Origin of the sequence: Planctopirus limnophila DSM 3776 (assembly GCF_000092105.1) — a bacterium.
In the GTDB taxonomy this organism is placed as follows: Bacteria; Planctomycetota; Planctomycetia; order Planctomycetales; family Planctomycetaceae; genus Planctopirus; species Planctopirus limnophila.
This window is the reverse complement of sequence record NC_014148.1, coordinates 1,743,655-1,767,615: the sequence shown is the minus strand read 5'-3', so window position 1 is coordinate 1,767,615 and position 23,961 is coordinate 1,743,655. Positions and strand designations below refer to the sequence as shown.

At 53.0% G+C, this 23,961-nt stretch carries 15 protein-coding genes; 6 read left to right on the top strand and 9 right to left on the bottom strand.

The window, feature by feature from the left end; translation table 11 throughout:
- Positions 1–25: 25 nt before the first annotated feature.
- On the bottom strand, positions 26–3,943 hold the full coding sequence (gene hrpA / locus PLIM_RS07155) for an ATP-dependent RNA helicase HrpA (RefSeq protein WP_013109649.1): 3,918 nt from the start codon (positions 3,941–3,943) through the stop codon (positions 26–28).
- A gap of 191 nt (positions 3,944–4,134) precedes the next feature.
- Here hrpA and PLIM_RS07150 point away from each other — a divergent pair, with 191 nt between their 5' ends.
- Positions 4,135–4,884, top strand: a complete 750-nt coding sequence (locus tag PLIM_RS07150; protein WP_013109648.1) for a class I SAM-dependent methyltransferase — start codon at positions 4,135–4,137, stop codon at positions 4,882–4,884.
- A 147-nt stretch (positions 4,885–5,031) separates the two neighbouring features.
- Here the strand turns inward: PLIM_RS07150 and PLIM_RS07145 are convergent, their stop codons facing one another.
- Positions 5,032–5,922, bottom strand: a complete 891-nt coding sequence (locus tag PLIM_RS07145; RefSeq protein WP_013109647.1) for a ThuA domain-containing protein — start codon at positions 5,920–5,922, stop codon at positions 5,032–5,034.
- A gap of 255 nt (positions 5,923–6,177) precedes the next feature.
- Here PLIM_RS07145 and mtnA point away from each other — a divergent pair, with 255 nt between their 5' ends.
- Positions 6,178–7,266: an S-methyl-5-thioribose-1-phosphate isomerase gene (gene mtnA, locus PLIM_RS07140; protein WP_013109646.1), complete on the top strand. Its 1,089-nt coding sequence runs from the start codon at positions 6,178–6,180 to the stop codon at positions 7,264–7,266.
- Between the two features lie 36 nt (positions 7,267–7,302).
- On the opposite strand, the gene PLIM_RS07135 is transcribed toward mtnA, so the two are convergent.
- Positions 7,303–7,806, bottom strand: coding sequence for an MEKHLA domain-containing protein (locus PLIM_RS07135; protein WP_013109645.1), 504 nt, complete (start codon positions 7,804–7,806; stop codon positions 7,303–7,305).
- Positions 7,807–7,848: 42 nt separating this feature from the next.
- Positions 7,849–9,336 (bottom strand): S1C family serine protease, encoded by a 1,488-nt coding sequence (locus PLIM_RS07130; RefSeq protein WP_013109644.1) that lies wholly within the window; start codon positions 9,334–9,336, stop codon positions 7,849–7,851.
- 1,085 nt (positions 9,337–10,421) lie between these two features.
- Between PLIM_RS07130 and PLIM_RS07120 the strand changes: the two genes are divergently transcribed.
- Positions 10,422–10,781, top strand: a complete 360-nt coding sequence (locus PLIM_RS07120) for a hypothetical protein (RefSeq protein WP_196349540.1) — start codon at positions 10,422–10,424, stop codon at positions 10,779–10,781.
- Positions 10,782–11,066: 285 nt separating this feature from the next.
- On the opposite strand, the gene PLIM_RS07115 is transcribed toward PLIM_RS07120, so the two are convergent.
- Entirely contained in the window at positions 11,067–14,747 is a 3,681-nt protein-coding gene (locus tag PLIM_RS07115) for a UvrD-helicase domain-containing protein (RefSeq protein ID WP_013109642.1), read from the bottom strand.
- Between the two features lie 95 nt (positions 14,748–14,842).
- Positions 14,843–15,907: a M42 family metallopeptidase gene (locus tag PLIM_RS07100; RefSeq protein WP_013109641.1), complete on the bottom strand. Its 1,065-nt coding sequence runs from the start codon at positions 15,905–15,907 to the stop codon at positions 14,843–14,845.
- A gap of 509 nt (positions 15,908–16,416) precedes the next feature.
- Here PLIM_RS07100 and PLIM_RS07095 point away from each other — a divergent pair.
- Complete coding sequence (locus tag PLIM_RS07095) at positions 16,417–16,761, top strand: hypothetical protein (protein ID WP_013109640.1); 345 nt, start codon at positions 16,417–16,419, stop codon at positions 16,759–16,761.
- 71 nt (positions 16,762–16,832) lie between these two features.
- On the opposite strand, the gene priA is transcribed toward PLIM_RS07095, so the two are convergent.
- The 3 genes from priA to PLIM_RS07080 form a co-directional block, all read right to left on the bottom strand.
- Positions 16,833–19,139 carry a replication restart helicase PriA gene (gene priA / locus PLIM_RS07090; RefSeq protein ID WP_013109639.1) on the bottom strand — a complete coding sequence of 769 codons (2,307 nt, stop codon included), beginning with the start codon at positions 19,137–19,139 and terminating at the stop codon, positions 16,833–16,835.
- 65 nt (positions 19,140–19,204) lie between these two features.
- Complete coding sequence (locus tag PLIM_RS22605; protein WP_052301512.1) at positions 19,205–20,959, bottom strand: RuBisCO large subunit C-terminal-like domain-containing protein; 1,755 nt, start codon at positions 20,957–20,959, stop codon at positions 19,205–19,207.
- A gap of 131 nt (positions 20,960–21,090) precedes the next feature.
- Positions 21,091–21,477: a GlsB/YeaQ/YmgE family stress response membrane protein gene (locus PLIM_RS07080; RefSeq protein WP_230849422.1), complete on the bottom strand. Its 387-nt coding sequence runs from the start codon at positions 21,475–21,477 to the stop codon at positions 21,091–21,093.
- Positions 21,478–21,846: 369 nt separating this feature from the next.
- Here PLIM_RS07080 and PLIM_RS07070 point away from each other — a divergent pair, with 369 nt between their 5' ends.
- Together PLIM_RS07070 and dapA are read left to right on the top strand one after the other, a co-directional pair.
- A complete protein-coding gene (locus PLIM_RS07070) occupies positions 21,847–22,782 on the top strand; it encodes an NAD(P)-dependent oxidoreductase (RefSeq protein WP_041401328.1) in 936 nt (311 codons plus the stop codon).
- A gap of 172 nt (positions 22,783–22,954) precedes the next feature.
- On the top strand, positions 22,955–23,845 hold the full coding sequence (gene dapA / locus PLIM_RS07065; RefSeq protein ID WP_013109635.1) for a 4-hydroxy-tetrahydrodipicolinate synthase: 891 nt from the start codon (positions 22,955–22,957) through the stop codon (positions 23,843–23,845).
- Positions 23,846–23,961: the final 116 nt, after the last annotated feature.

Genomic DNA, 23,961 nt, shown 5'->3' with positions numbered 1-23,961 from the left:
TCTCTTTTCCAAACTCAAAATCGAACTAAGGGGTGGTCGCCAGCCACTGTTTCTCCAGCCGTTTATCCGAAACGGGCACAGCGGTCGCCATTTCCTGAACAAACAGATGAATCCGATATTCTTCAATCATCCAGCGGAAGGTTTCTAACTCAACATCGACATATTTTCGCCGCTTGTGTTCATTCCATCTTTGGGCATAACGCACAATCCAGGGCTCCAGATTCATGATTCGATCACGATCTTTGGCCGCGTTGCCCGTGAGTCGATCCATTCGCAGCAGGATTGCTTTCAGATATCTGGGGAACTGGGCCAGCCAGAACCACGGTGTCTGCGACAGAAAACCAGGCGTTAACAGCCATTGATACTGCCTCTGCAGATCGCGCTTGGTCAGATCATGCACCGGCGGAATTCGATCCAGCCGCACTCGAATTTCTGCCGTCTGTTGAAAAATGCTACTCATCAATCGCATCACTTCAGTGACAGCATTTCCCAGTTCATCAAACCCGGCATCAATCGCTAACTGGAATTGTTCGGGAGAGCGCGGCAAGACTTTTCCCTCACAGACGGCCCTCATCGCCAGCAGATCGATCAAATGCTCTTTAAGTGGGAAGGGTTGTGGAAGCGCTTTGGCAGCCAGTTCCCAGCGTTTGATCTCTGGCAGGTGGGTCACCTGCATCGAGAGTTCTTTCTGAAGCTTTAGAACAGCCAGTCGCCGCACGCCTCGCTTATGCTCGTGGAGTGCGCGAATGGCGGTATCAAAAAGCTTCAGACCCACTGTCTTCCCCTCATCGACAATGGCAGGAAAACCATCAATTTCGAGCCCGTTCTGCCGTACGATCACCTTTTCGTGGACCGTCGCAAAGTCCCAGGTCTTCAGGCCCGTTCGCTCCATCGATTTGGAAATCAGTTCACTGGGAATGAGCTGCCCGGCATGAGCTTCCAGTTGAGTTTGCTCTCGACTGGAAAGAACTTCCTCACCTGAGTTATCAATCAGGCGGATGTTCATTCGCAAATGATTCGGGAGCTTCGATTCATCAAACATCGCTGGAAGGACTCTGGCCCCGAAGCGACTCCGGACGATCTCTGCCAGTTGATCGACGAGCGAACCTTGTCCCATCTTCAGCAAAGGGAGAATCTGTTTGACAGACTCCGGGATCGGGGAAAGTGTCACTCGATACTCTTTGGGTAATCCTCGAAGCAACGCGACAATTTTTTCCTCAAGAAGGCCTGGAACGAGCCAACCCAATCGCTGCCACTCCAGCTGACGAAACGCCGCTTGTGGAACCTTGATCGTAATCCCATCTTGAGCCGTCCCTGGTTCCAGATGATATTCGACTTCGGCCTGCAGACTCCCCACACGAATCTGGTCAGGAAATCGTTCTCGCCAATCTTCATCAGCCTCCTGGGCCAGCAGGTCTTCCCGCGTCATTTTGAGGAGATCGGGCGAATCTTTAGTTGCAATTCTCAGCCATTTATCCAGTCGCGGGCCGTCGTAGATATCAGGAGGCAATCTTTGAGCATAGAACTTCGCCTGGGTTTCTGGATCAGCAATCAGCGAGGTTTTTCTCAGCCGCGCCTGCAGATCTTCCAGTTCCTGCCTTAATGCCAGATTGTGAGCCAGGAATGCGGGAGGATTCGGATAATCACCTTCCACGAGAGCTTGACGGATAAAAATCTCCTGCGCCTGGGCCGCATTCACTCGTCCGAATTGAGTCTTCCGCCGATTAACGATTGGCAGTCCTTGCAGACTCACCTTTTCATAAGCGACCACACTCCGGCTACGGGCATCCCAGTGGGGATCATGATAGGTTCGATTGACCAGATGTTCGACATAGGGCTCGACCCACTCGGATTCAATCTTTCCTGCAATTCGCAAAAAGCGGCGAGTCGTTTCCACAAACTCGGCAGCCACAATCCAGCGAGGCTTCTGTTTCGCCATCCCGGAACCAGGCCAGATGACACCCAGTGCTCCACCACCCATCTGATACTCACCGCTATCAGTTTTCATGGCGATGTTGGTTGGGAATCCAGCCAGAATCGCCCGATGGATGGCAGAGGTATCCTGCAAACGGGGGCGAATCTTTAACCCTGCGGCACGAACGAGTTCAGACAACTCTCGATGCAGATCGCTCCACTCTCTCAATCTGGTTAATGAGAGATAATTCTGGGAGCACGCCTTTTTAAGCTGGCTATGTGACAGCTTGGCTTTCAATTCGTGATAAAAATCCCAGATCTTGAGATATGTCACAAAGTCCGAGGTTTCGTCCAGAAACTTTGCATGGGCTTCATCGGCTGCATCCTGTTTCCCAACCGGTCGCTCGCGCACATCCTGTGTTTCCAGGGCAGAGGCAATGATCAGCATTTCGGCGAGGCAAAGCTGTTCGTCGGCAGCGAACAGGACACGGGCAATGCGAGGATCGGTCGGTATCCGCGACAGTTTCTTCCCGAGTTCCGTCAGACGATTGTCCAGATCGACGGCACCCAGCTCGAACAAGGTGCGATAACCATCTCGAATTGATTCAGTTCGAGGTGGATCCAGAAACGGAAAACTCGACAGGCTTCCGAGCCCGAGCGATTCTGTTTTAAGAATCACCTGAGCAAGGTTCGTTCGCAAAATCTCTGGAACTGTGAACGGATCACGCGCTGCAAAATCCGCTTCATCATACAGTCGATAGCAGATTCCGGGGCCGACACGCCCGCAGCGTCCTGCCCGCTGATTCGCTGAGGCCTGGGAGACCGGTTCAATGGGCAATCGCTGGATCTTCGAACGTGGAGAATACCTGCTGAGCCTCACGGTCCCTGTGTCGATCACATAGCGAATGCCGGGTACAGTCAATGACGACTCGGCCACGTTGGTTGCAAGAATGATTCTGCGCTGGCTCTGAGAAACTTGGAACACTCGCTGTTGCTCGGCTGCAGAAAGTCTCGCATACAGCGGCAGAATCTCACGATGAGAAGCCGCTCGCTCGCCTCCACGCAAAATCTTCGCTGTCTCGTGGATTTCCCGTTCGGTGGGCAAGAAAACCAGAATGTCTCCAAACCCCTGCGAAGTCGCTTCCTGAACGGCTTCGACAATCGCCTGTTGCATGTCGATATCATTGTCTTCCGCCGCATCCCCCTTACTCAAAATGGGCCGGTAAAGAATCTCGACGGGATAACTTCTTCCGGAGGCTTCTATGATCGGAGCGGGTTTGCCATCCACTTCAAAATGCTGGCTGAACCGCTCGGCATCGATCGTTGCCGAAGTAATGATCACCTTGAGATCTTTGCGCTGTGTCAGCAATCGCTTGAGATACCCGAGCAGAAAATCGATGTTGAGCGACCGCTCGTGCGCCTCATCGATGATGATCGTGTCGTAACGACGCAAGTGCGGGTCCGATTGAATTTCTGCAAGGAGAATTCCGTCAGTCATCAGCTTGATGTATGACTCAGCTCCCACGGCCTCCTGAAAGCGAACTTTGTAGCCAACAGCCTGCCCTAAAGGTGCACGAAGTTCTTCGGAAAGCCGCATGGCGACTGATCGAGCGGCAATTCGCCGTGGCTGAGTATGTCCGATCAGTCCATCGATTCCGCGCTGGGCCTCAAGGCAGAATTTGGGCAGTTGCGTCGATTTTCCTGAGCCTGTTTCTCCGCAAACGATGATCACTGAATGCTGGGATAAGAGTTTCAGAAACTCTTCCCGCCGCTGCATGATAGGCAGCTCGTTGTCGTAATGAATGGCTGGCCTGCGCGCCAAGCGGTCATTGCGGGCTGTGATCGATTTTTCCAGCCAATCCGTGAATCGATGCAGGTTGCGATCAAACGGCTGGCCGCGCTGGGCCATGCGGGCTGTTGTTTCGAGCAGCTTTGAAAGCCCTGATCGATCAGCGGCCATTGCTTCGGGCAGTCGCTTTCTCAACGCAGCAAAGTCTGGGGCCGTAGGGGCCGGTGAGAGCGCATCCATGTTAAAAAGCGAAATCCAGTCAATGACGAAAACTCAGGAGCGGCCATAGGCCATCTTGCAGCAATTCCCGACAAATCTGCCGCGCCTCAATTGTAGCTGACAGTGTTCATTGGCAGGATGTTCGTGAGAAAGTTCTTTTCGATTATCCAGAACTTATTAATTGAGTATCAAGATTGAACGAGGAATCATCTTTGCCCCCACCGGCAGAAGCCCCCGCTGATGCACCGCCCTTACTTCAGGAAATCCGACATCCAGCCGAGCGATTGCCTCAGACACCACCGGGATTGTTCGAGATTCCCGCCGGCTGGGCACTGGCCACTTATGATGTCGGCGGGCTCAGGCCTGTTCAGCTTTACCAACCGGCTGATCCGGATGCATTTCTGGAATCTGATACTGTACTCGCTCGGCATGAAGCGGATGGTTACATGCCCTACTGGGCATATCTGTGGCCAGCGGCTGTCGTCATGGCGCGCGCTTTGCAGTTCGCTCCTTGGCCGACAGGAACACGTCTTCTTGAACTGGGTGCTGGTGTAGGGCTTGTGGGGGTTTCTGCCGCTGTGCGCGGTGATCATGTGACGATCACTGATTATGACCATGAAGCGATTCTCGTGGCCCGGGAAAACGCCCGACTCAATCTGGTCGAGGCACAGGCCCGGCAGCTCGATTGGAGAGACCCACCCGCCGAATCATTTCCAGTGATCATTGCCAGTGAAGTGCTTTATGAAGAACGCAATCACGCCCCGATTCTGAATCTGATCGACAAAACGCTCGCATGTGACGGGCTCTGCTGGATTGGTGATGCCGGTCGTACGCGGGCTGAATGGTTTGCCGAGAAACTCAAATTCACACCCTTTGAATACCAGCTCTACGACGAAAACTATCAGCCTCTGGCCAAACCTCGATTCGGCCGCTTTCAGCTTTTTGAACTTCGCCGCAAATAGTGAATTCGGGCGCTGAAATCCTCTGACATCTGGATTTCTGATTCACAGAAAAAAGCCAAAGCTCCCGGCAACACATGAGCGTTGCGGGAGCTTTGTTGGTTATCAAATCCTTGTCTCGATCCGATTCATCGATGACCTATTCATGAATCACTTGGCAGGCTCTGCGGCTGCCTTGGCCTCTTCCTGAAGTTTGGCCTGAAGCTCAGGATTCGGCGTGGCATTTCCTTCTTCGAGCCGCAAGGCCCAACGAATTCCCTGATGAGCATGCTCCAGGAAAGTGGGGTTGGTCCAGGTGCCTTCATTATGGCCCAGATTGGTGTAGAACAATCGCCCCTTGCCATGTTCTTTTACCCACGAGACCGGCACCATGTAAGGACGCTTGGTTTTGCACTTGGACATATCGAGGCTCATCAATACTCGGACGTTTTCAGGCCGATAATTTTTGTACTGATAGATTTCGTCCTTGACGACCAGTTCGCTCCCCAGTGGCTTCATCGCGGGAAACTCAGGATCGTGAATCTTGATGGTGACTGTCTCGCCTGCTCCCCAGGGATGTCCATCAAACGTACCACCTACAAAATCAAAATAGGGTTTGTAGTTGTTGAACGTATCTGTCGCGGAATGGAACCCGATGAAGGCATGACCTTCCTGCTTTAGCCAGTCATTGAGAAAGTATTCTTTATCGGCATCGGCAATGGGCAGATTGCCAGTCGTGTAGAAAATCACCATGTCGTACTTGGACAGGTTCTCTTTCGTGAAATCGCTGGCGGCATCCTGCGTACAGGTCACATCAAACAGACCGGTCTGCTGGCCGAGTTGTGTCATCGCGATTTCTGACGCACTCAGCTTCTGCGGTGCATCGCCTTCAGCTTTCGGGCGACGTACCGAGCCATGCGTAAATCCTGCACTTTGAGTCAGCATGAGGGCTTTGTACTTCTTGGCAGGTGCATCAGCTGCCTGTAAAGATCCTTCCTGTCCCGCGAACAGGCTCAACCAACCCAACGCCAGCACCAGAAAACTCTTGCAGATCACTCGCATGGCCAGACTCCAGAGGTCAAAACATCCCAATTTCATGTTCCATGAACAGATTTGCATGTTATCAACTGTCGGGTTCGGGTTCACCTCTTTCCGAAAAAGTTTGTCTCGTCCCGAACGACCACGATTGAAATCGGCGACTTTGAACTTCAAACCGCTGGGAAAGTGGCCTTCGTTGGTACGTCTTAGTCATTTCGGTTAGCGTACCAACTCTTGAGAATCTTCCTGAATGTTCTGCCAAGCCAAAGAGAATTCCCCATGGTGTCCAATCCTGTGTCGTTGCCCAGTTATCGTGCTCTGGAGTGGCAAGCGGACGAACTGACCGGATCACTGAAGCTGATCGACCAGACGGTATTGCCCACGCAGTTAAAGCATATCGATGGGAACACCGTGGAACACATCTGGGAGGCGATCAAGCAGCTCAAAGTTCGCGGCGCTCCTGCGATTGGTGTGGCGGCGGCCTATGGAATAGTCGTCGGCCTGCAACCACTCTTTCAGCCAGGGGCAGATGTCTCGCGAGGAGAGTTCGATCAACAATTGGCCAAGGTGGCCAGATACCTGGCCGAAAGTCGGCCCACGGCTGTCAATCTCTTCTGGGCCATCCAGCGCATGGAGCAAGTTGCCAAAGATCACCCACAAATGAGTGCTGCCGATCTTCAGAAAAGATTGTTAGTTGAGGCACAGGCCATTGAAACTGAAGACCGCGCCATGTGTGCCAGACTGGGAGAATTCGGAGCCTCGCTGCTGCCTGCCAACAGCGGGATTCTGACACACTGCAATACAGGTGGATTAGCCACAGCCGGTGATGGAACAGCGTTCGCCGCTCTGGCTCATGCGCATGCCGCTGGCAAGCAGATTCATGTTTATGCTGATGAAACCCGCCCTTTGCTTCAGGGGGCCCGACTGACCATGTGGGAACTCATGCAAAGAGGAATCCCCTGTACTCTCATTACAGATTCCATGGCCGGGCAGGTCATGAAGGAAGGCCGGATTGGCGCCGCCATTGTCGGGGCTGATCGCATCACCGCCCGTGGCGATGCCGCCAATAAAATTGGGACATACAGCGTGGCGGTGTTATGTCATTACCACAAAATTCCGTTTTATGTCTCAGCTCCATCCTCCACATTCGACCTGACGCTTCTCGAAGGGAAATCAATTCCCATCGAAGAAAGAGTCTCCACTGAGATTACTCATCCTGGGGGTGTCCAGCTCGCCCCCACAGGTGCCAATGTTTACAACCCGGCATTCGATTTCGCACCGGCGGAACTCATTACGGCGATCATCACGGAAAAGGGCATTATTCAGCCGGTTACGGAAGCCAACGTCCGCAAAGTGCTGAGTGCCTGAGCGGTTTGACGACAACAGTTACACACCAACTGACGCTTACGAACCAATTGGTGTCCATTCGTGGAACATGGCGGCCTGTCCCTGATAGGTTCCCTCTGCGTCGATCACATTCCAGACCGTCGCCTGGTGGATGCGAAATCGAGTGCCCGACGCAGAGATGCGGATTCCCTGGTAATCGTCGACAAATCCGTACCTGGTCGTGCGTTCGAGGAGTTGTGCCCGTTCATCACGATGCATCGGTTCGGCCGTATATCGTGAAGGTGTTTCGAGAAACTGAGAGAGGCTCATTTCCCACAGTTTCAGAGCTGTCTGATTGCCGTAGCACAGGACTGGGTCAGCTTCCTTTCCATGCGAAACCAGCACAAACGGGGCATGGAACAGCACTCTGGGAAATTCTTCCGGGCCTGCATCGGAAAGGGATTGTCCCGTCCATTGAGCATATGAGGCTACTACCCACTTGATCCATTCAACCCAATGGGGATGAGTCCACGGCGATTGAGAGGCGGCGACTTCGATACGCCAGTGATCGTTTGACGCCAATGATCTCTCCCTTCCCAACCCGTGCACCTGGAAGGCATGGGCTTATTGCAGTTTCGATTGCGGCAGTTGCACGACATGCTCGACCGATTTTCCACCTTCAAGTCGCATCAACCTGATCGGTATGGCCGGCAATGCCTGGCCTGCCTTCAACACACTGGCTAACTCGCTTTCGGAAGCGACCGGCCACTGATCCACTTCGACAATCAGGTCGCCCACTTCGACAATCCCTTGCCAGACACTGTCGATCGCGACCTCGTTGACCAGGATGCCACCGGCACGAGCTGGCAGCCGGTGCGTCTCCCGCACTTGAAAATCGAGTGGCTTCAATTTCAATCCAGGCGTGAGACTCGTCGTTCGAACGGGCGGAAGACCCATGTCGGGAGTTGGCACGGCACTCTGTTCCCGCATCTCCGCACGATCACCCAGTTGTACCAGGACAGGCACCTTATTCCCTCCGCGCCAGACCACCATCCGCACTTTTTTGCCGAACGGCGTCAGACTGACCAGATTGATCAGATGGTTCTCATCTTCAACATCGACTCCATCAAAACTGAGAATCACATCATCGTAGAGCAGGTTGGCTTTGGAAGCAGCAGTATTAGGATAAACTTCGGTAACGCGCGCCCCGCCCACACGGTCGAGCTTCAGCCGGTTGGCAGATCGCAGATCGAAGGCGGGATCCAGCCGCACACCGAGGTAAGCCCGTTGCACCACGCCAAACTCAAGGAGCTGATCCATCACCCGGCGGACAAGATTGCTGGGAATGCTGAAGCCGATTCCTTCGTTTCCGCCGCTGCTGCTGGCAATGGCGGTATTGATGCCAATGATGCGTCCCTGCAGATCAATTAAAGGGCCGCCACTGTTCCCGGGGTTGATGGCGGCATCGGTCTGCAAAAAGTCCTGATTCAAAACAGCCGTCGTACCAAGCTTAAGCTTGCGACGACCTTTGGCACTGATGATTCCAAAGGTTACTGACTGACTGAGGCCAAACGGACTGCCGACTGCCAGCACCATATGACCAATATCGACTTTATCAGAATCAGCCCAGCGGGCAGGTGAGAGGTTGGGAGCATTGACTCGCAGAACGGCTAAATCTGTGTCGCGATCTGCACGAATGTCATCGGGATTGATCACGCGGCCGTCAAAGAGCGAAATCGAGATGTTGCCTGGAATCGCCCCATCAATCACATGCCGGTTGGTAACGACATAAATCCCTTTGCCATCGCTGCCGCTGACGAGGACTCCCGATCCGGTTTCTTCCACGACACCTTTATTCGGGACATTCCGCCGACTCTCGATATGCACCACGCTGGGAGTCGCTAGATGAGCCACTCGCGCCAGCAGGGAACTTCCTTCCTGTAGGGCGGTCACTTTCTTGTTGAGATCTTCGTAGGCTTCTTCTAGAGCCGCTTTATCGACGGCGGATGCACGGACGGCATTCATGACAGGAATCGAGAGCAGCCCGCCGCCAGCCAGGCAACCCAGAAAAAACATGCTGGCGGGAACTGTCCATTTTGTCAGTTTCGACATTTCAGGCTTTCTGAAGAAACGGCCCTGACATTGGGCGACGCTGGGAGGAGACCAGGCAGAAGTCGCTCGTATGTCTCTTCGGCGGAACATCTCAAAGATCGCAGACAAAGCCATACTTTGCGGGTTGCATCACCTGCGGAGATTCTAGTTGCGACCTTCGATGTGCCGGAGAGTCATCCGATCCGTCAAATCTTACCTGATCAGAACAGATTCACACGAAAAAAATCTCATTGCACAAAGACCTCTTCTGTAGTCAACCGTGCCACATGAATCAGGATGTGTGTCAACTAAGGTGTCGCAGAGGCACTTTTGTTGATGGGACTTCATGTGTTGTGACTGTTGCGGAATCTCGGCAAGGGATTCTGATCACAACGAATGCAATACCTCTGGAAGTTTTCTTCCCTTCTCAAGAGAAACAAGCGAGATCCACATCGCCAGGAAGAAAGCGCCAAACTCTCACCCCTTCCCAAACTCATCACTCGCAAACCTGATGGGTGGTACAGCCAACTGATGCCGGGTCGCCGTGAAGAACGACGACAAGACACCACTCCAAGCTAGTGACATGAAAGGTCTCTCAAACGGAATTCAGGTTGAAGTCATGATGTCTGACTTTGGTAGACATCATGAGAAGTTCAAGGCCTGCCAATATAACTTGACCACCCTTTGAAAACGCGAACTCTTAACCGTTGGCAAAAGTCGGGAGGTGCACCATTTTCGCAGAGAATCCGATCTACTCTTGAGCTGCACTTCGCTTGAGGCCGCATGTCCTCTGGTTTTGGGAGCGTTTCAGTCACAATAGGTGAAACACTGGTTGTTTCAGCTATTTCTGGCATTAGCGACTGGTTTGGCTCAATGTCATTCAGTAACGTGCATCGATTCATAACCCAAGTCTGTTTATCAACGCTTTCTCACTTCACAAGAAAATCGCGGCATAAAGAGCGATACATCGCATTTTCCACAACGAATTCTTGAAGTGGACCCTCGTATAAGGCCATTGGTTGAAAGCCATCGCCATCCCGGAGTCCATGACTAACGATAACTCATTTGACACAAAGGAATTCTGCTTGAGAAACATTTCAAGAATCTTGTTGCTGTTAGTTCTCTTTACCGGCTGTGTCCGTCAGGAACCAGCACCTGTCGCTGGGACGACCGAACTTTCGGGCCGATTGGAAGCTGCGCTAGCCATGAAAGATGGCACTGCCAAGCATAACACCCTCGTAAAGTTGGCAGAAAACGCCGCTCAGGCCGGCGATGGAGAAGTCGTGCTCAATGCAATTGCGGCGGTTGATACTGGGACAGCTCGCGACAACACCTGTGCAATCTGCAGCCTGGTATTAGCCAAACATGGCAAGACATCTGAAGCGACTGCAGTGGCCAAGAAAATTGAGAATGAAACACAACGCAACAACACGCTCACACAAATCGCGACGGGTGGCACTAATTGACGCAGAAGGATCCCCCGGTTGAGATCCCAGTTTCGACCGTGGTGAACACCCGCCGGGGGATCAAGGCTAACCTTCGCCCTTCACAAACCTCATTCGAATGGCACGATCACCTTTGTGGTCTACAAAGCAACGTCTGTCCTCCAATTTTGAACGGCATATTCCGAAAGACGTTCAGCCATAACACGATCGAAGGTGTGATTCTGGAGAATCGCGTCAAAATGCTGAGCGACCATCGCAAGGTACTTTGGATCAGATGGCCAAATAAACTTCAGGTTCAATCAATTCTCAGAATGAGCTCGAAGCCTGTGCCGCATCCAACTGATGGATTGCCTCGGTCACAAGTTGTTCCAGATCGGAAACTTGCACCTGCTCCATGTTCCAGACCACTCGGCGGGGCTTGGGACGCATAAAAATCAGTTCGGCTTTTTTGGGAAGGCGACCAAAAAGCCGCTGCACGGCGAGGGCATATGTTCCCAATTGCAATCGATACGGCTGGAGCAGCAGTTCATCAGTTACTCCAGCCGCAAGGCGACTCGTCTTGTAATCGAGAATGATCCAATCATCCTGAGAATCCTTCATCAGGACATCGATCAGACCATAGATCTCTGTTTCTCGTTTCGGCTCTTCTCCAGTCATTTTCCAATCGAGACTGAACTCCAGTTCTCGATTCAGTTCACTGGCCATGGCCAGTTCATCAATCAGCTCGGTCGATGCAAACGTCTTGAGCCATTGCTGTGCCTGCTCCAGAATCTGGCCTCCAGGTGGTGCAGGCTGTCTCTGGCACCACAGCCACAGTCGATGGAGCAAAGCCTTTTCGGACTCCTCTGCGGCGCGAGGTTCAAATCGCTCCAGTACGCCATGAATCATTTCTCCCAACAGTTCCGCATCGCTGCGACTGAGACTCGCCGAATGTGCTTCCAATTCACCTGCTGGAACGAGACTCTTCAATTTCGATGAACTTTGTTCCTGAAACTCCTCCAGTCGCGAAACACTCAATCGCCTGCGACCTTCCGCACCCCGCTGAACATCCGCCACGAGTTGAGGCCAGGGCAAAGATTCGGCCAGTTCTAGTTCATTCCAGACCTGTGGAAATGACAGCTTGTGAACACCCTGTCGCTGAACTCTGTGGTCGATGAATTGCGGTGGCTGATGATGAGTACGAATGAGCGGAATCTCCTGCGGGGTTTTCACATCCTCATGTCCGCTCGCAAACCAGGGATCATTCCGCAAGAGACCTGTCTCGAGATGAAAGACTTGCTTCAAGACCAGCATCCACGGCGAAAACTTTCCTTCATCAAAACCTTTGATCCCGGCAGACAGGATCAACAGATCCCGGGCTCGTGTGGCAGCGACATACAGCAGACGCTGATACTCTTCGAGGCTGGCAGCCTCTTCCATGATCTCAATGAATTGGCCCACAGGATGTTTTTGTCGTTCACCCAGGGGGTTCGAAGGTGTCACCAAAGCCCCTAACTGCGGATGAAGCGTCGGTGGGAGCGATTCAGTCTTTCGCGGTCGATTCATATCGGCCACAAAGACGACTGGAAACTCAAGTCCCTTGGATTGGTGGATCGACATCAAACGCACCACACTGCTCGATTCGGGATGTGTGGCGGCTAACTCCTCGCGAGATTCCTGATCGATCGATTCCCGCAGCTGAGTCACAAACGCCGCACGACTACCACCCGCCAGGTCAAACTGTCGGGCCAGTTCAATCGCTTTATGAACATTCGCCAGTTTCCGCGAACCGAGAAACTCCTGAGAGACAATGGCCTCATAGCCCGTCAATTCCAGGGCTCGGCGAATGATTCTCGCCAATGGCCAGTGATCCCGCTGCTCCACGAGTGAACCGAGAGTCTGGGCTGCAAACTGAACCTGTGCAGTCTCTTCCGGCGACAGACCGCTGACTACCGAAGCTTCAGCAAACAGCGACTGGGTGATACCACCCGCACGTGAAGCCAGTCGATGAATCAGTGGATCGCTGAAACAGAAAAATGGCGAGCGTAACAGGCCCACGAGACTGAACCCATCCTCAGGGTCATCCAGAAACTGACACAAGTGGGCCAGATCATAGATTTCCTGCTGGGCAAAGAACGCTCGGCCACCCGCCACATAATAGTCGATTCCCGCCGCTTCTAACGCCTGTTCGTAAACCTCCAGGTTCGTCAACGCCCGGAACAAAATCGTAATGTCGCCAGGAACGATGGTTCGCCACGGGCCACTTTTCTCCCGAATTCGCGGTGTTGGATCGGCCAGCAACTCGAGAATACGACGGGCAATCCAATCCGCTTCACGCCGTCTCAGAAAAGGAGCAGTCTGCTTCTCACCGGAATCAGAGCGGGAATCATCATCGATGTTTTCAACATCCTGACTTTCCGCATCAGCAGCATCCCGGGCCTGTTCATCGGCCAATCCTTGCGCCAGGGGAACTGTGCTCGGGATACTTCCCTGAACCGCCTTGTTCTCAACGACATCCGTGGTTGCCCACAGAAACTCAATCCGCTCAAGTTCAGGTTTCTCATCCGCGAAAGAGGGTTCCAAAGCCTCATAGTCTGCTCCCATCACCCGCCGAAACAGAATGTTTACGAAGTGCAGAATCGGGGGCTGACTGCGAAAGTTGATGGTGAGTGGGAGTTGACCAGCCGCTGGAATTTTGCTTTTTAACGATCTGAACACCAGAGGATCAGCACCTCGAAAGCGATAGATGCTTTGCTTCTGGTCACCCACCAGGAACAACTTCCCTGTCGTCAATTCCTTCCCGCAGATCATCTCGACCAGATCGGCCTGAACGGGGTCCGTATCCTGAAATTCATCCACCATCAGCACACGAATGGAGCGCGACAACGCCTGACGCACCGTCAGATCGTTCCGTAGCAAATCCCGGCTCAAAACCAGCAGATCATCAAAGTCAACACATGCTCGCGACTTCTTGATTAATTCGTAATCTCTGATTGACTCACCTGCGACTGAGAGCCATGCCAGGCTCTTCTCGGCGTATGGGACAAACTCCGTTTGAGCGAGTTGAATGGTTTCAATCAACTTTTTGCAATCGTCACGAACCTGCGTAAACAACTCCTTAGCCAGTTCGTGATCATCAGGAGATCCCCAATGATCAGGCTTCACCCCCACCACTCGCGCCTGAAGCGATAACTCCGCAAACAATTCTGCCAGACGCCCCGGCTCTGGAGAGTCTTGCTGACTCTTCAATTGCTCCATGATCTGTCGAAGTATCTTCAGCTTCTCGTCAAGCTTGGGAGAATTGGCTGATGTTCGAGAGATGAATTCACTGAGCCTGACAAACGTCCGCTGGTGCTCGATCTGCCGCACAAACGCTGGCCAGCCGGTCTCTTTCAGCCAACGATGCCAGATCCCTGCCAACTCTTCGGCTGTCATTTCGGCAAAGTCTGCTAGAGAGATCAGTTGCCGTTGTCGAACGAGAATTCCTGACGATTCGAGTAGTTTCTCAATACCATAATCGACGGCCAGCAGCCGAAATGCAGGTTGATCGTTGACCAGCAATCGCGTGGCTGAGGCTTCAATCGATTGCCTCAGGAGCGAATCGGCCACACTCGCTTCGAGGGTGGTGAATTCGGGATCGAGACCACTCGCGATCGCATGCGAACGCAGGATATTTCCGCAAAAGGAGTGGATCGTACTGATGCGTGCTCGATCCAGATCCCGCAGCAGACTCAACCAGTGGTCAGCTTCTTCGGGTGGACATTCTCGCACACGCTGCAGACAAGTGGCCCGTACCCGATCCCGCATCTCGCGAGCGGCTTTATCGGTAAAGGTGATGGCCACCAGCGATGTCAGCGGGTATTGCTCAGGCCCCGGCTTTAAATACCCGAGAAATCTTCTCGTCAGCACAAAGGTTTTGCCACAACCAGCACCTGCCGAAAGAGCGATCGAGACCGATTTCTCAGTCAAGGCCCGCGTTTGTTGAGGTGTGTAGCGGGGAGTTGACATAACGATTCATTCCCTGCGGATCACGCCATCTGTTTCTGGCTGTAGTGAAACTTCGCTGCGACATCTTTGGCGGCAGCATTCCTTTGGTGGAAGGCTTACGGGATGAGATTCGTATCATCCTGAATCCGCACGCAAAACGCGGCCATCAGATTGGCCGCGTGATCCAGATCCTCCAGCGAGACCATTTCCACTGGGCTGTGCATGTATCGATTGGGAATGCAGATCAATCCCATGGCCACTCCATCGCCCGCCAACTGGAGTTGAGCCGCATCGTTACTGGCTGGTGTGCCTAATGAAGCCAGCTGATAAGGGATCCCGTGCTTCGCAGCTTCTTCTTCAATCAGGTCGAAGACCCGAGGATTAGTATTCGGCCCGCGATAAACGACCGGACCCTGCCCCAGCTTGATGCGACCATGCTGATTCTCATCAATCGTCGGACAATCGGTGGCATGGGTCACATCAGTCACCAGACCGATCTGTGGACGGATGGCGGCGGCACTCGTCTGCACACCGCGCAGACCAATTTCTTCCTGTACGGTGGAGACTGCATAAATCGCCGCCTTTGGCGATTGAAGTGCCGCCCGGCGGGCCGCCGTAAATACAGTCCAGACTCCGACCTTATCATCCATGGCCACACCGCTGACAAAGCCGTTTCGCATGGTTTGCTGATGAAGTTCACAGGTAATGACATCGCCAACTCGCACGGCCGCCCTGGCTTCTTCTCCATTCAGAGCGCCAATATCGACCCACAAATTCTTGATTTCGGGAACAGCTTTGCGATCTTCCGGCGACTGCAGATGAATCGGCTTGCGAGCCATAATCCCTGGAATCGGTCCGCTGCGTGTCCAAACCTGCACGCGCTGTCCCAGCAGGACCATGGGATCCCAACCACCAATCGTCTGCACCCAGATAAACCCTTTTTCGTCGATGTTTTTGACAATCAGGCCAATCTGGTCGCAATGGCCAGCCAGCATGATGCGCACCTGTCCTTGAGGATTCACACAGGCCATCACATTCCCATGTCGATCTGTGGTGACAGTCTCTGCAAACCCGGCTGCATAAGCCCGGACAACATCCTGAATCGGTTGCTCATATCCTGAGGGACTGGGAGCCGCCAGGAGATCATCGAGAAACTTGCGATCCAATTCAGAGAGAGGCATGAGCATGAACCTTTAGTGTTTTTAAGACTCTCAGGATAAAACCGAGGGGAGGTGTTCACACAACCTGTTGCAGTCAATAACAGACATTGGCCGGCACTCAAGAAGAGGCTTTCACCCCAGAAATCACCCGGGAGATTCCAATTCGTGAGAATTTACATGGCTGACATTCTTCGACAGCTTATATGAAGCGATGAAAGTTGTCTCTCCACGCAGGATGGATGCTTCAGAAAAAGTTACTTCCTGCTAGAGAAACAGCATGAAAACAGCCATTTTCCAGTACAGAATGAATATCGACCCAACCAGATTTCCCCAGCACATATGCAGAGAATTACAAACCCAGGATTCATACAAAATTTCTTTGACGGATTGAATCGCGAGGGGTAGCTTTTAGAGCAAATGAATTCAGTCAAGGAAGGCTGCATGATTGTCATTGTCTTGTACAACAATCATTCTCAATGCCCGTCGTTTTGACATGGGTGGCTCAAGAATTCACCAGCAGGGATGGCACCATGATTTCTCAACCAGCGAAGTTTGCGGTGATCACAACGGCATGGCCACACGAGCCACGTGAGGCTGATAATGATGGGACTGCTGTGGTCAACCCTGGTTCTTCCAGCATGCCGGTCTTTGAAATGATCGACCCTGCCAACAAATTGGAAGAAGACGATACGGCAGAGATTCTCCGCAATCGTTTAAGAGGATTGGTACATCACCTCGAACTCTGCTGGTCGGATGATCGCGTCATATTGACCGGTGTTTGCCCGTCCTATCATGCCAAGCAACTTGTCTCATCAATGACACAACAATTGGTGACCGACCGACATATCTGCAACCAGATTTGTGTCGAGCGGTAAATGCCGTTCTTCATTGATACACCCCGACAATCGGCCGTGAGGCCCAGCTTTTCGAAGGCTTGGGAATTGATTCAGCGAAAGCTGATCGGGTCAAGATCGACAGAGATTTCCACGGGCACGAGTTCAGGCGCGACGGGTTCAACGTCTCTCCACAATTGACCTAAAACCTCTCCTGAAGGATGAGAAATCTGCAACTGGTAGCGAAAATACTTCTTGAGTCTGGCCACTGGGCAAGGTGCCGGGCCGAGGATCTTTGCCAGCATGCCACCCCTTTCCAACCCCTTCGATTCCATTCCCAAGCGAATTCTTTCGGCGGCTTTTTCCACATCGGCTTCGATCTCACCGCGAAGAATGATCCGCAAGATGCGGACAAACGGCGGGTATCCCAAAGTATGCCTGTGCTCAAGTTCTTGCCGTGCAAAGGCGGCATAATCATGCCGGGCGGCATACAGGATCGCTGGCTGATCCGGGCACGCTGTCTGCACCAGCACTTTGCCGCCCAGCTCACCGCGACCGGTCCTCCCTGCGACTTGAGCAATCAACTGAAAAGTTCGTTCAGATGCTCGAAAATCCGGTTGATGTAGAGACGTATCGGCATCAATCACGCCCACGAGTGTCACGTTGGGGAAATCCAGACCTTTGGCAATCATCTGCGTTCCCAGCAGAATCCGCACCTCACCCTGCCGGAAAGATTCCAAAGCCCGATCGTGGCTCCCTTTTTGCTGCATGGTATCACTATCCATGCGCAACACGCTGACACCGGGGAATCGAGCCTTCACTTCGTGTTCCAACCGCTCGGTCCCCTGCCCGAGAAATAACAGGCCGGGCTTTCCACAATTCGGGCAACTGGTCGGTGGATCGATGGAATACTCGCAGCTATGGCACAGAGCAATTTGCCGCTGTTTATGATATGTGAGTGTGACATCACAATCCGGACACCTCACGCTCTGCCCGCAGGCCCGGCAAAAGAGTGCTGGCGAATAACCCCGAACATTCAGAAACAGAATAATCTGCCCCTTCTTTGCTAACGATTCTCGCATCGCCACGAGCATGGCTCGCCCCAGAGAAGCTCCTTTCTGAAGTGACTGATCGTTGCGGGTATCGACAATCATCACAGGTGGCAATGGCCTTTGAGCCACTCGATAAGGCAGAGAAAGCACGATCTCTTCTTTTCGAATCCCGCGAAGCCAGGTTTCGAGAGTCGGTGTGGCAGAACCAAGAATCAGTGGTATCCCGGCATCGCGCACTCGTTGCCTGGCAACCTCCCGAGCATGATACCGAGGCGTCGAATCCTGCTTGAAACTCGTTTCATGCTCTTCATCGATCACCACCAGACCCAGGTTCGGAGCCGGTGCAAAAATCGCACTTCTGGCCCCGACAATCACCTGCACCTGGCCTCGTGCGATCTGCTGCCAATAGCTATGCCGCTCGGCATCACTCAAATGAGAATGCAATACAGCGACCGAAGCAAATCGCTTACGAAAACGCCGGATTGTCTGCGGAGTGAGACTGATTTCCGGCACCAGCACAATGGCCTGCCGACCGTACCTCACAACTTCTTCAATCACGCGGATATAGACTTCTGTCTTGCCACTGCCAGTGACGCCGTAGAGTAGAAAAGTTTCCGACTTCCCTGATGCCAGCGACTCGATGACCCTGGTGACAGCCGAGTGTTGATTTCGATTCAGGAGAATGGCCGAAGTATCGTTCTCTCCTGCGCTGGAAACCGACTTTGACCAGGTGCGAATTTTGGTGGAAACGACAATCCCTTTGTTCCGCAGGGTTTGCAGAGGCGAGAGCCCACATTCCGCCAGAGAGGTCAATTCATCTCCGGCCATCGGCTCCGTTGTTGATCTCAGGACATCGACAATTCGCTGCTGAGTGGCCGACAATTTGAGAGTTGTCAGTCGAGTTTCATAGCCTTCGGCAAGTTCGAAGTGCAAAAGTTCACGAGTCCCGGCTTTCGATTTCACTCCCGCCGGGATTACCGAATCGAGCACCTGACCCCAACTGCACAAGTACTCTTCACTGATCCATCTCGTCAGTCGCAACATGGCGGCATCGACCAGTGGAGCGACATCAAGTAAGGATTCGATCGATTTAAAGTTTCGATGTGCAGGTCGAGTCCTTGTTAAAGAGACACAGTACCCTTGAGTCAACTTCTGGCCAGTCCCAAAAGGAACTCGCACTCTCGAACCGGGGCGTATGTTGTCTCTGAGCCCCGAAGGGACAAGATAGTGGTAGGACTTGAGCATGGGCAGGTTGAAAACCACTTCAGCGTAGAGTTGATCTTCACTGTCCACGATCTCCCAGGGGGTCGAAACCTCAGGAAGGTCTTCTGGCGTAAACAACGATGGTTGCTGGGCACTGGACTGCATGCTGGTTCGATGTACTTTTCCAACAGGCAATAAGACGTTCAATCCATACGCTTAACCGAGCCCGATTAAGGGGCCATCGGCGCATCACGATCATGATCAACAATGCACAGAAAACCAAATGGTTCATCGGTTGGATTGGACAATTGATGCACAGCCAGTGGCGGAACGTAAGCAATATCCAGGTGCTGCAAAGGAAAAATCTGTCCCTGGCACTCCAATTGACCCTGGCCGCGAACGGGAATTACGACATGCGTATGGAAATGCTTTTCACGACTCGAATAGCCACCGGGCGCCAGTTCGAAGTATCGCACATCAAATGCCGTTGACTCTCCAAACTTCCCAATCAGTTCCTGTCGATCCACATGCGCAAATGGCAAGCCAGCATTAGGTTTGTAAACCGAAACTTCGCGTTTTTCCCATCGATAACCAGGCAAAAACTTGAGCAGTTGAGTCACGATCGAATTGGCAGAATCTAAAGACGAGATTCCTGACTTTTCATTTCCCTGAGCATACTCGGCGATGCCAGAATTTTGAGCTCCTGGTGGATACGCTGCTGGCAGTTCACACGAAGAAACATACTGGCCACGAGGATCCGGATTGGAATTCTGAGACGCTTGATTCGTGAGGAACAGTTCTTCGATTCTGGAGCGAAATGCCGCCGTGCTGTCTGCGAGATTTTCTGAGTAACCGAGTAGTCCGCCTCCGACCAGAAAGATCGTGTCCGGGCCGTAGTCGCGAGCCATTCCTGGAAGCGATGCATACGACATGCCTCCCGCCGGTGCCGGGAAACAACTCTTCAATCGTCCGAGAGGTTTTCGTGCCGCGTCTGCGATCGACAGACAATCTGCCTGTGAGAAGGAAAACCTTCCTCCCGTATTGGGGAACACAGTTCCATCACAACCGCACAGACGCATCATGGTCGAAAGCCAGAATGCATGCGATAGGCCCTGCCCTTCCTGCAGGAATGAACCGGACATTGTCGGATGGGCAAGTATCGCCAAGGGAAAAGATTCCGACAGATGGCGGATGGTTTCGAGACCGGCAATCATAGGTGCCACGAGGACACCCCGAATGCCGGATTCCACACAAAATGCTGCCTGCCGTTCCAGATCACGCAGCGTCCCGGAAAGATTGGGAAAATAAAGGCATTTTTGTCCTGGAGGAGTCTTTGAAAGCACGGCTTGCTGGCAGGCTTCGACACGAGTTCGGAAGGCGTCGAACGTGCTCTCTGCAAGATTGTGATCATCCTTGACGAGATCACCGCCCCCAGCCGCAAACTCTCCCGCGATCTGTGCCAGTTGCGCGACCGACGACCCCTTAGGCTTGATGGCGGTCGCCAGCAGAGGACGCTCCCAAACGCCGCAGGCTGACCGGAGACCTTCAATCCCAAGTTTAGGCCCAGCCAATCCACTGAGAAAAGATTCCGGAAACTCGACATCTAATAATCGAACCCCGGGTTTCAGACTGACATTTCCAAACAGCAGGTTCATCAACTGCGCCAAGTGTCCACTCGCCAGATGAGCGTGGTATTCAATCGAAGCCACCTGAACATGCTCAGAGACTGATCGAACAGAGACCACCTGGCCAGCGAAGTTCTGCCAGATCACTTCATCCGTGATCAATGACTCTGGCACCTCGACCGTCTGTTCGAGTGCAATATCTCTGGCAACAGCTTCTGCAGAGTTCTTGGGACAATTCAGTTGATAGAGAACTCGAAACACGCCCTGCCTGCAGCTTGGCAATGAGTCGTTGGCCTGGCCAGACAGCCACTGGGGCCCGGGTTGACCGTTGGCTGAGAAATGCGACGAAAAAGAGGTCATGGACTCAGTCACGCAGGATACTTTTCAAATAATCTCTTCACAGTATTTCGTGAAAATCTACTTGAAAGTCTGCCAAGATGCACCCCAGTGACCAAATCGCCCATGAGGGTATTTGTTGGGGGAAGTTCAATCTAAGCGGCTGTTCGGCGACGGCGACGGTAAGTCACCCGCTCACCACTGTTGAGATCTCCGCCATCGACCGCTTCCACAATGAAGTACGAGTTCGACAGAATCCGGTAAAACAAGAGGAGGGCAAAAGCTCCAGCAGTAGCGGCTATAAATCCACTAACACTGATAGGCGAGATTCGCAGTGACGAATCCCACAACAGTAAAGATCCGCAACCAATCACACTCCCGGAAATCCCGATACAAACAGTCCCCACAGCACCGCCGGGATCTTTCCCGGGCATGATGGCTTTGCCACACAGCCCAACCAGCGTGCCAAAGCCTACCCACATCAACATTTCGTGGGCCGCCTGTTCAATGGCGAGCATAAGTTCGGGACTGAGCATTCCCATCGGACATCCATCTCCGCACGAGCTAACAGCCCGATTCCAGACCACATTCGAGCGGCAAATTTCGCCGGTCATCCTGACCACGAAATCTCCCCCGTACTTTTGACATCGGGAATTGACTGAAGAAACTTGGCGAAAAGTTGTACTTTCGCCACTTTCGCCTCCAATTCGGCTGAACTGCATGGGGTTCCATCAGCAATTTTTTTGACTACAGCCAGTGATGAACCGCTGGGAATGATGCATTTGACCAGGATATCACCGGGCGGACTGATGACGGTGAGATTCACGAACGGTACACTGCCACACTGCAAAAGATTATGATGTACTAAAAAATCGCCAGTTGATGCTCGTCCAGAAATTCACGACTGAGGAATGAGGTTTACAGTGCTTGAGTTTGCTCCCGGAAAGACACGTATCGGCTGGATCGGCACTGGGGTCATGGGCCGCAGCATGGTCGGTCACCTGATGAACGCCGGCTATACCGCCACAATTTACACCCGCAGTCCGGAGAAAGCGGCTGATCTGATTTCGCGAGGTGCTCAGTGGGCAGCCACACCTGCGGAAGTCGCCGCCAATTCCGACGTCGTCTTTTCAATTGTCGGTTTTCCGTCGGATGTCCGGGAAGTCACACTCGGGACCAAAGGTGCTCTCGCCGGGGCAGCGGCTAACACCGTCCTCGTCGATATGACGACCAGCGAACCTTCTCTCGCCGTTGAGATCTATCAGGCAGCCAAGGCGAAGCATGTCCATGCTGTCGATGCTCCTGTTTCCGGTGGAGATATCGGTGCGAAGAATGCAGCCCTCTCCATCATGGTGGGAGGAGACGCAGAAGTGGTCAACGCCTTGCAGCCATTGTTTTCCGTCATGGGGAAAACAATTGTGCATCAAGGGGGGCCCGGGGCTGGGCAACATACAAAAATGGTCAATCAGATTCTGATCAGCACAGGCATGATCGGTGTCTGCGAGGCCTTGTTATATGGTTATAGAGCCGGCCTGGATCTTAATACAGTGATGCAATCGGTCGGGCCAGGTGCAGCCGGAAGCTGGTCGCTTTCGAATCTGGGCCCACGCATGATTGCGAATAATTTCGACCCGGGATTTTTCGTAGAACATTTCATCAAAGACATGGGAATTGCACTGGCCGAATCCCGCCGGATGGGTCTTTCCTTACCTGGTCTGGCACTCGCAGAACAATTGTATCTCTCAGTGAAAGCCAAAGGTTTTGGCCGCAATGGGACTCACGCATTGATGCTGGCACTTGCAGAAATGTCCAATATCGATTGGCGCAACCGTACCAGCAATTCGTAAACACAAAGGGCCTGATGATCCCGGATAGGACTGGTCATTACGGGGTTTCTCTCGGACAATTTCACTTTCAGGCCCGATCGTTACATCGAGATTTTTGGTTTCACTTACTACTGATACCCGTCCTCGAATGTCATTGACTGCGAGTATCAGGCTTTCTTGAGGGTTGTTGAAAATGCCTCGCAAAGGCGAACAGTTTGCTGGTTTGACCGTCGCGATCGTGACTCCGTTTCGAAATGATCGTCTGGATGAGGTGGCTCTGAAGAAGGTTATTGATTTTCAGATCGAAGCAGGCACCAACTGCATTTGCCCGGTAGGTACGACTGGCGAAAGCCCCACTTTGACGCATGAAGAGCACGAGCGTGTGATCGCTCTCACCTGCGAACACGCGGCTGGACGCATTCGCGTCATGGCGGGTACTGGTTCAAACAGCACACAGGAAGCGATCCAGCTCACAAAGTTCGCCAAGTCGGTCGGTGCCGACGGAGCGATGATGGTCGCCCCTTATTACAACAAGCCGACCGGTGAAGGCTTTTTCCGTCATTTCGAAGCCGTCGCCACAGCCGTCGATATTCCCATCATTCTGTACAATATTCCCGGCCGAACCGCTAAGAATATGGAGCCAGAGACGATTGCCCGCATGGCCGAGATCCCTTCGATTGTGGCTATCAAAGAAGCGACAGGGTCGATGGATCAGGCTTCGCGACTCCTCGCGGAAACAAATCTGACGGTGCTTTCAGGAGATGACAGCCTGACTTTGCCTCTCCTCTCGATAGGGGGCAGCGGCATTGTGTCGGTCGTCGGGAACATCGTTCCTCAGGACATGCTCAAACTGGTGGCTGCCTGGAAGGCTGGCAAGATTGCTGAAGCCCAGGCGATGCACTTCAAGCTCTTTACGTTGTGCCGCGATCTGCTGGGGCTGGCGACCAATCCCATTCCCATTAAGGCTGCCATGAAGTTGCTGGGGCGCGATACGGGTGAACTCCGGCTGCCGATGACACCCCTCGGCCCAGCCGAAGAAGCCAAACTCGTCCAGACTCTCAAGACCTACGGCTTGCTGTCGTAGAGCTCTCCAAGACTTCAAGAAGTCTGCGTGATGGAAATTCTCGATGATAAATGAGCGTGTGATTGGTTACCCCTGTCGTTTAGAATGAGCTGGCAACAGCTCGCCTCCCGTTCTGG

Excerpts from the sequence above, each read along its gene's own strand:
- PLIM_RS07070 (WP_041401328.1), top strand. The coding sequence starts at position 21,847 with ATGAGGTTTACAGTGCTTGAGTTTGCTCCCGGAAAGACACGTATCGGC.
- PLIM_RS07115 (WP_013109642.1), bottom strand. The coding sequence starts at position 14,747 with ATGTCAACTCCCCGCTACACACCTCAACAAACGCGGGCCTTGACTGAG.
- PLIM_RS07080 (WP_230849422.1), bottom strand. The coding sequence starts at position 21,477 with ATGGGAATGCTCAGTCCCGAACTTATGCTCGCCATTGAACAGGCGGCC.
- priA (WP_013109639.1), bottom strand. The coding sequence starts at position 19,139 with ATGCAGTCCAGTGCCCAGCAACCATCGTTGTTTACGCCAGAAGACCTT.
- PLIM_RS07095 (WP_013109640.1), top strand. The coding sequence starts at position 16,417 with ATGATTTCTCAACCAGCGAAGTTTGCGGTGATCACAACGGCATGGCCA.
- PLIM_RS22605 (WP_052301512.1), bottom strand. The coding sequence starts at position 20,959 with ATGACCTCTTTTTCGTCGCATTTCTCAGCCAACGGTCAACCCGGGCCC.
- hrpA (WP_013109649.1), bottom strand. The coding sequence starts at position 3,943 with ATGGATGCGCTCTCACCGGCCCCTACGGCCCCAGACTTTGCTGCGTTG.
- PLIM_RS07100 (WP_013109641.1), bottom strand. The coding sequence starts at position 15,907 with ATGCCTCTCTCTGAATTGGATCGCAAGTTTCTCGATGATCTCCTGGCG.
- PLIM_RS07130 (WP_013109644.1), bottom strand. The coding sequence starts at position 9,336 with ATGTCGAAACTGACAAAATGGACAGTTCCCGCCAGCATGTTTTTTCTG.
- mtnA (WP_013109646.1), top strand. The coding sequence starts at position 6,178 with ATGGTGTCCAATCCTGTGTCGTTGCCCAGTTATCGTGCTCTGGAGTGG.
- dapA (WP_013109635.1), top strand. The coding sequence starts at position 22,955 with ATGCCTCGCAAAGGCGAACAGTTTGCTGGTTTGACCGTCGCGATCGTG.
- PLIM_RS07145 (WP_013109647.1), bottom strand. The coding sequence starts at position 5,922 with ATGCGAGTGATCTGCAAGAGTTTTCTGGTGCTGGCGTTGGGTTGGTTG.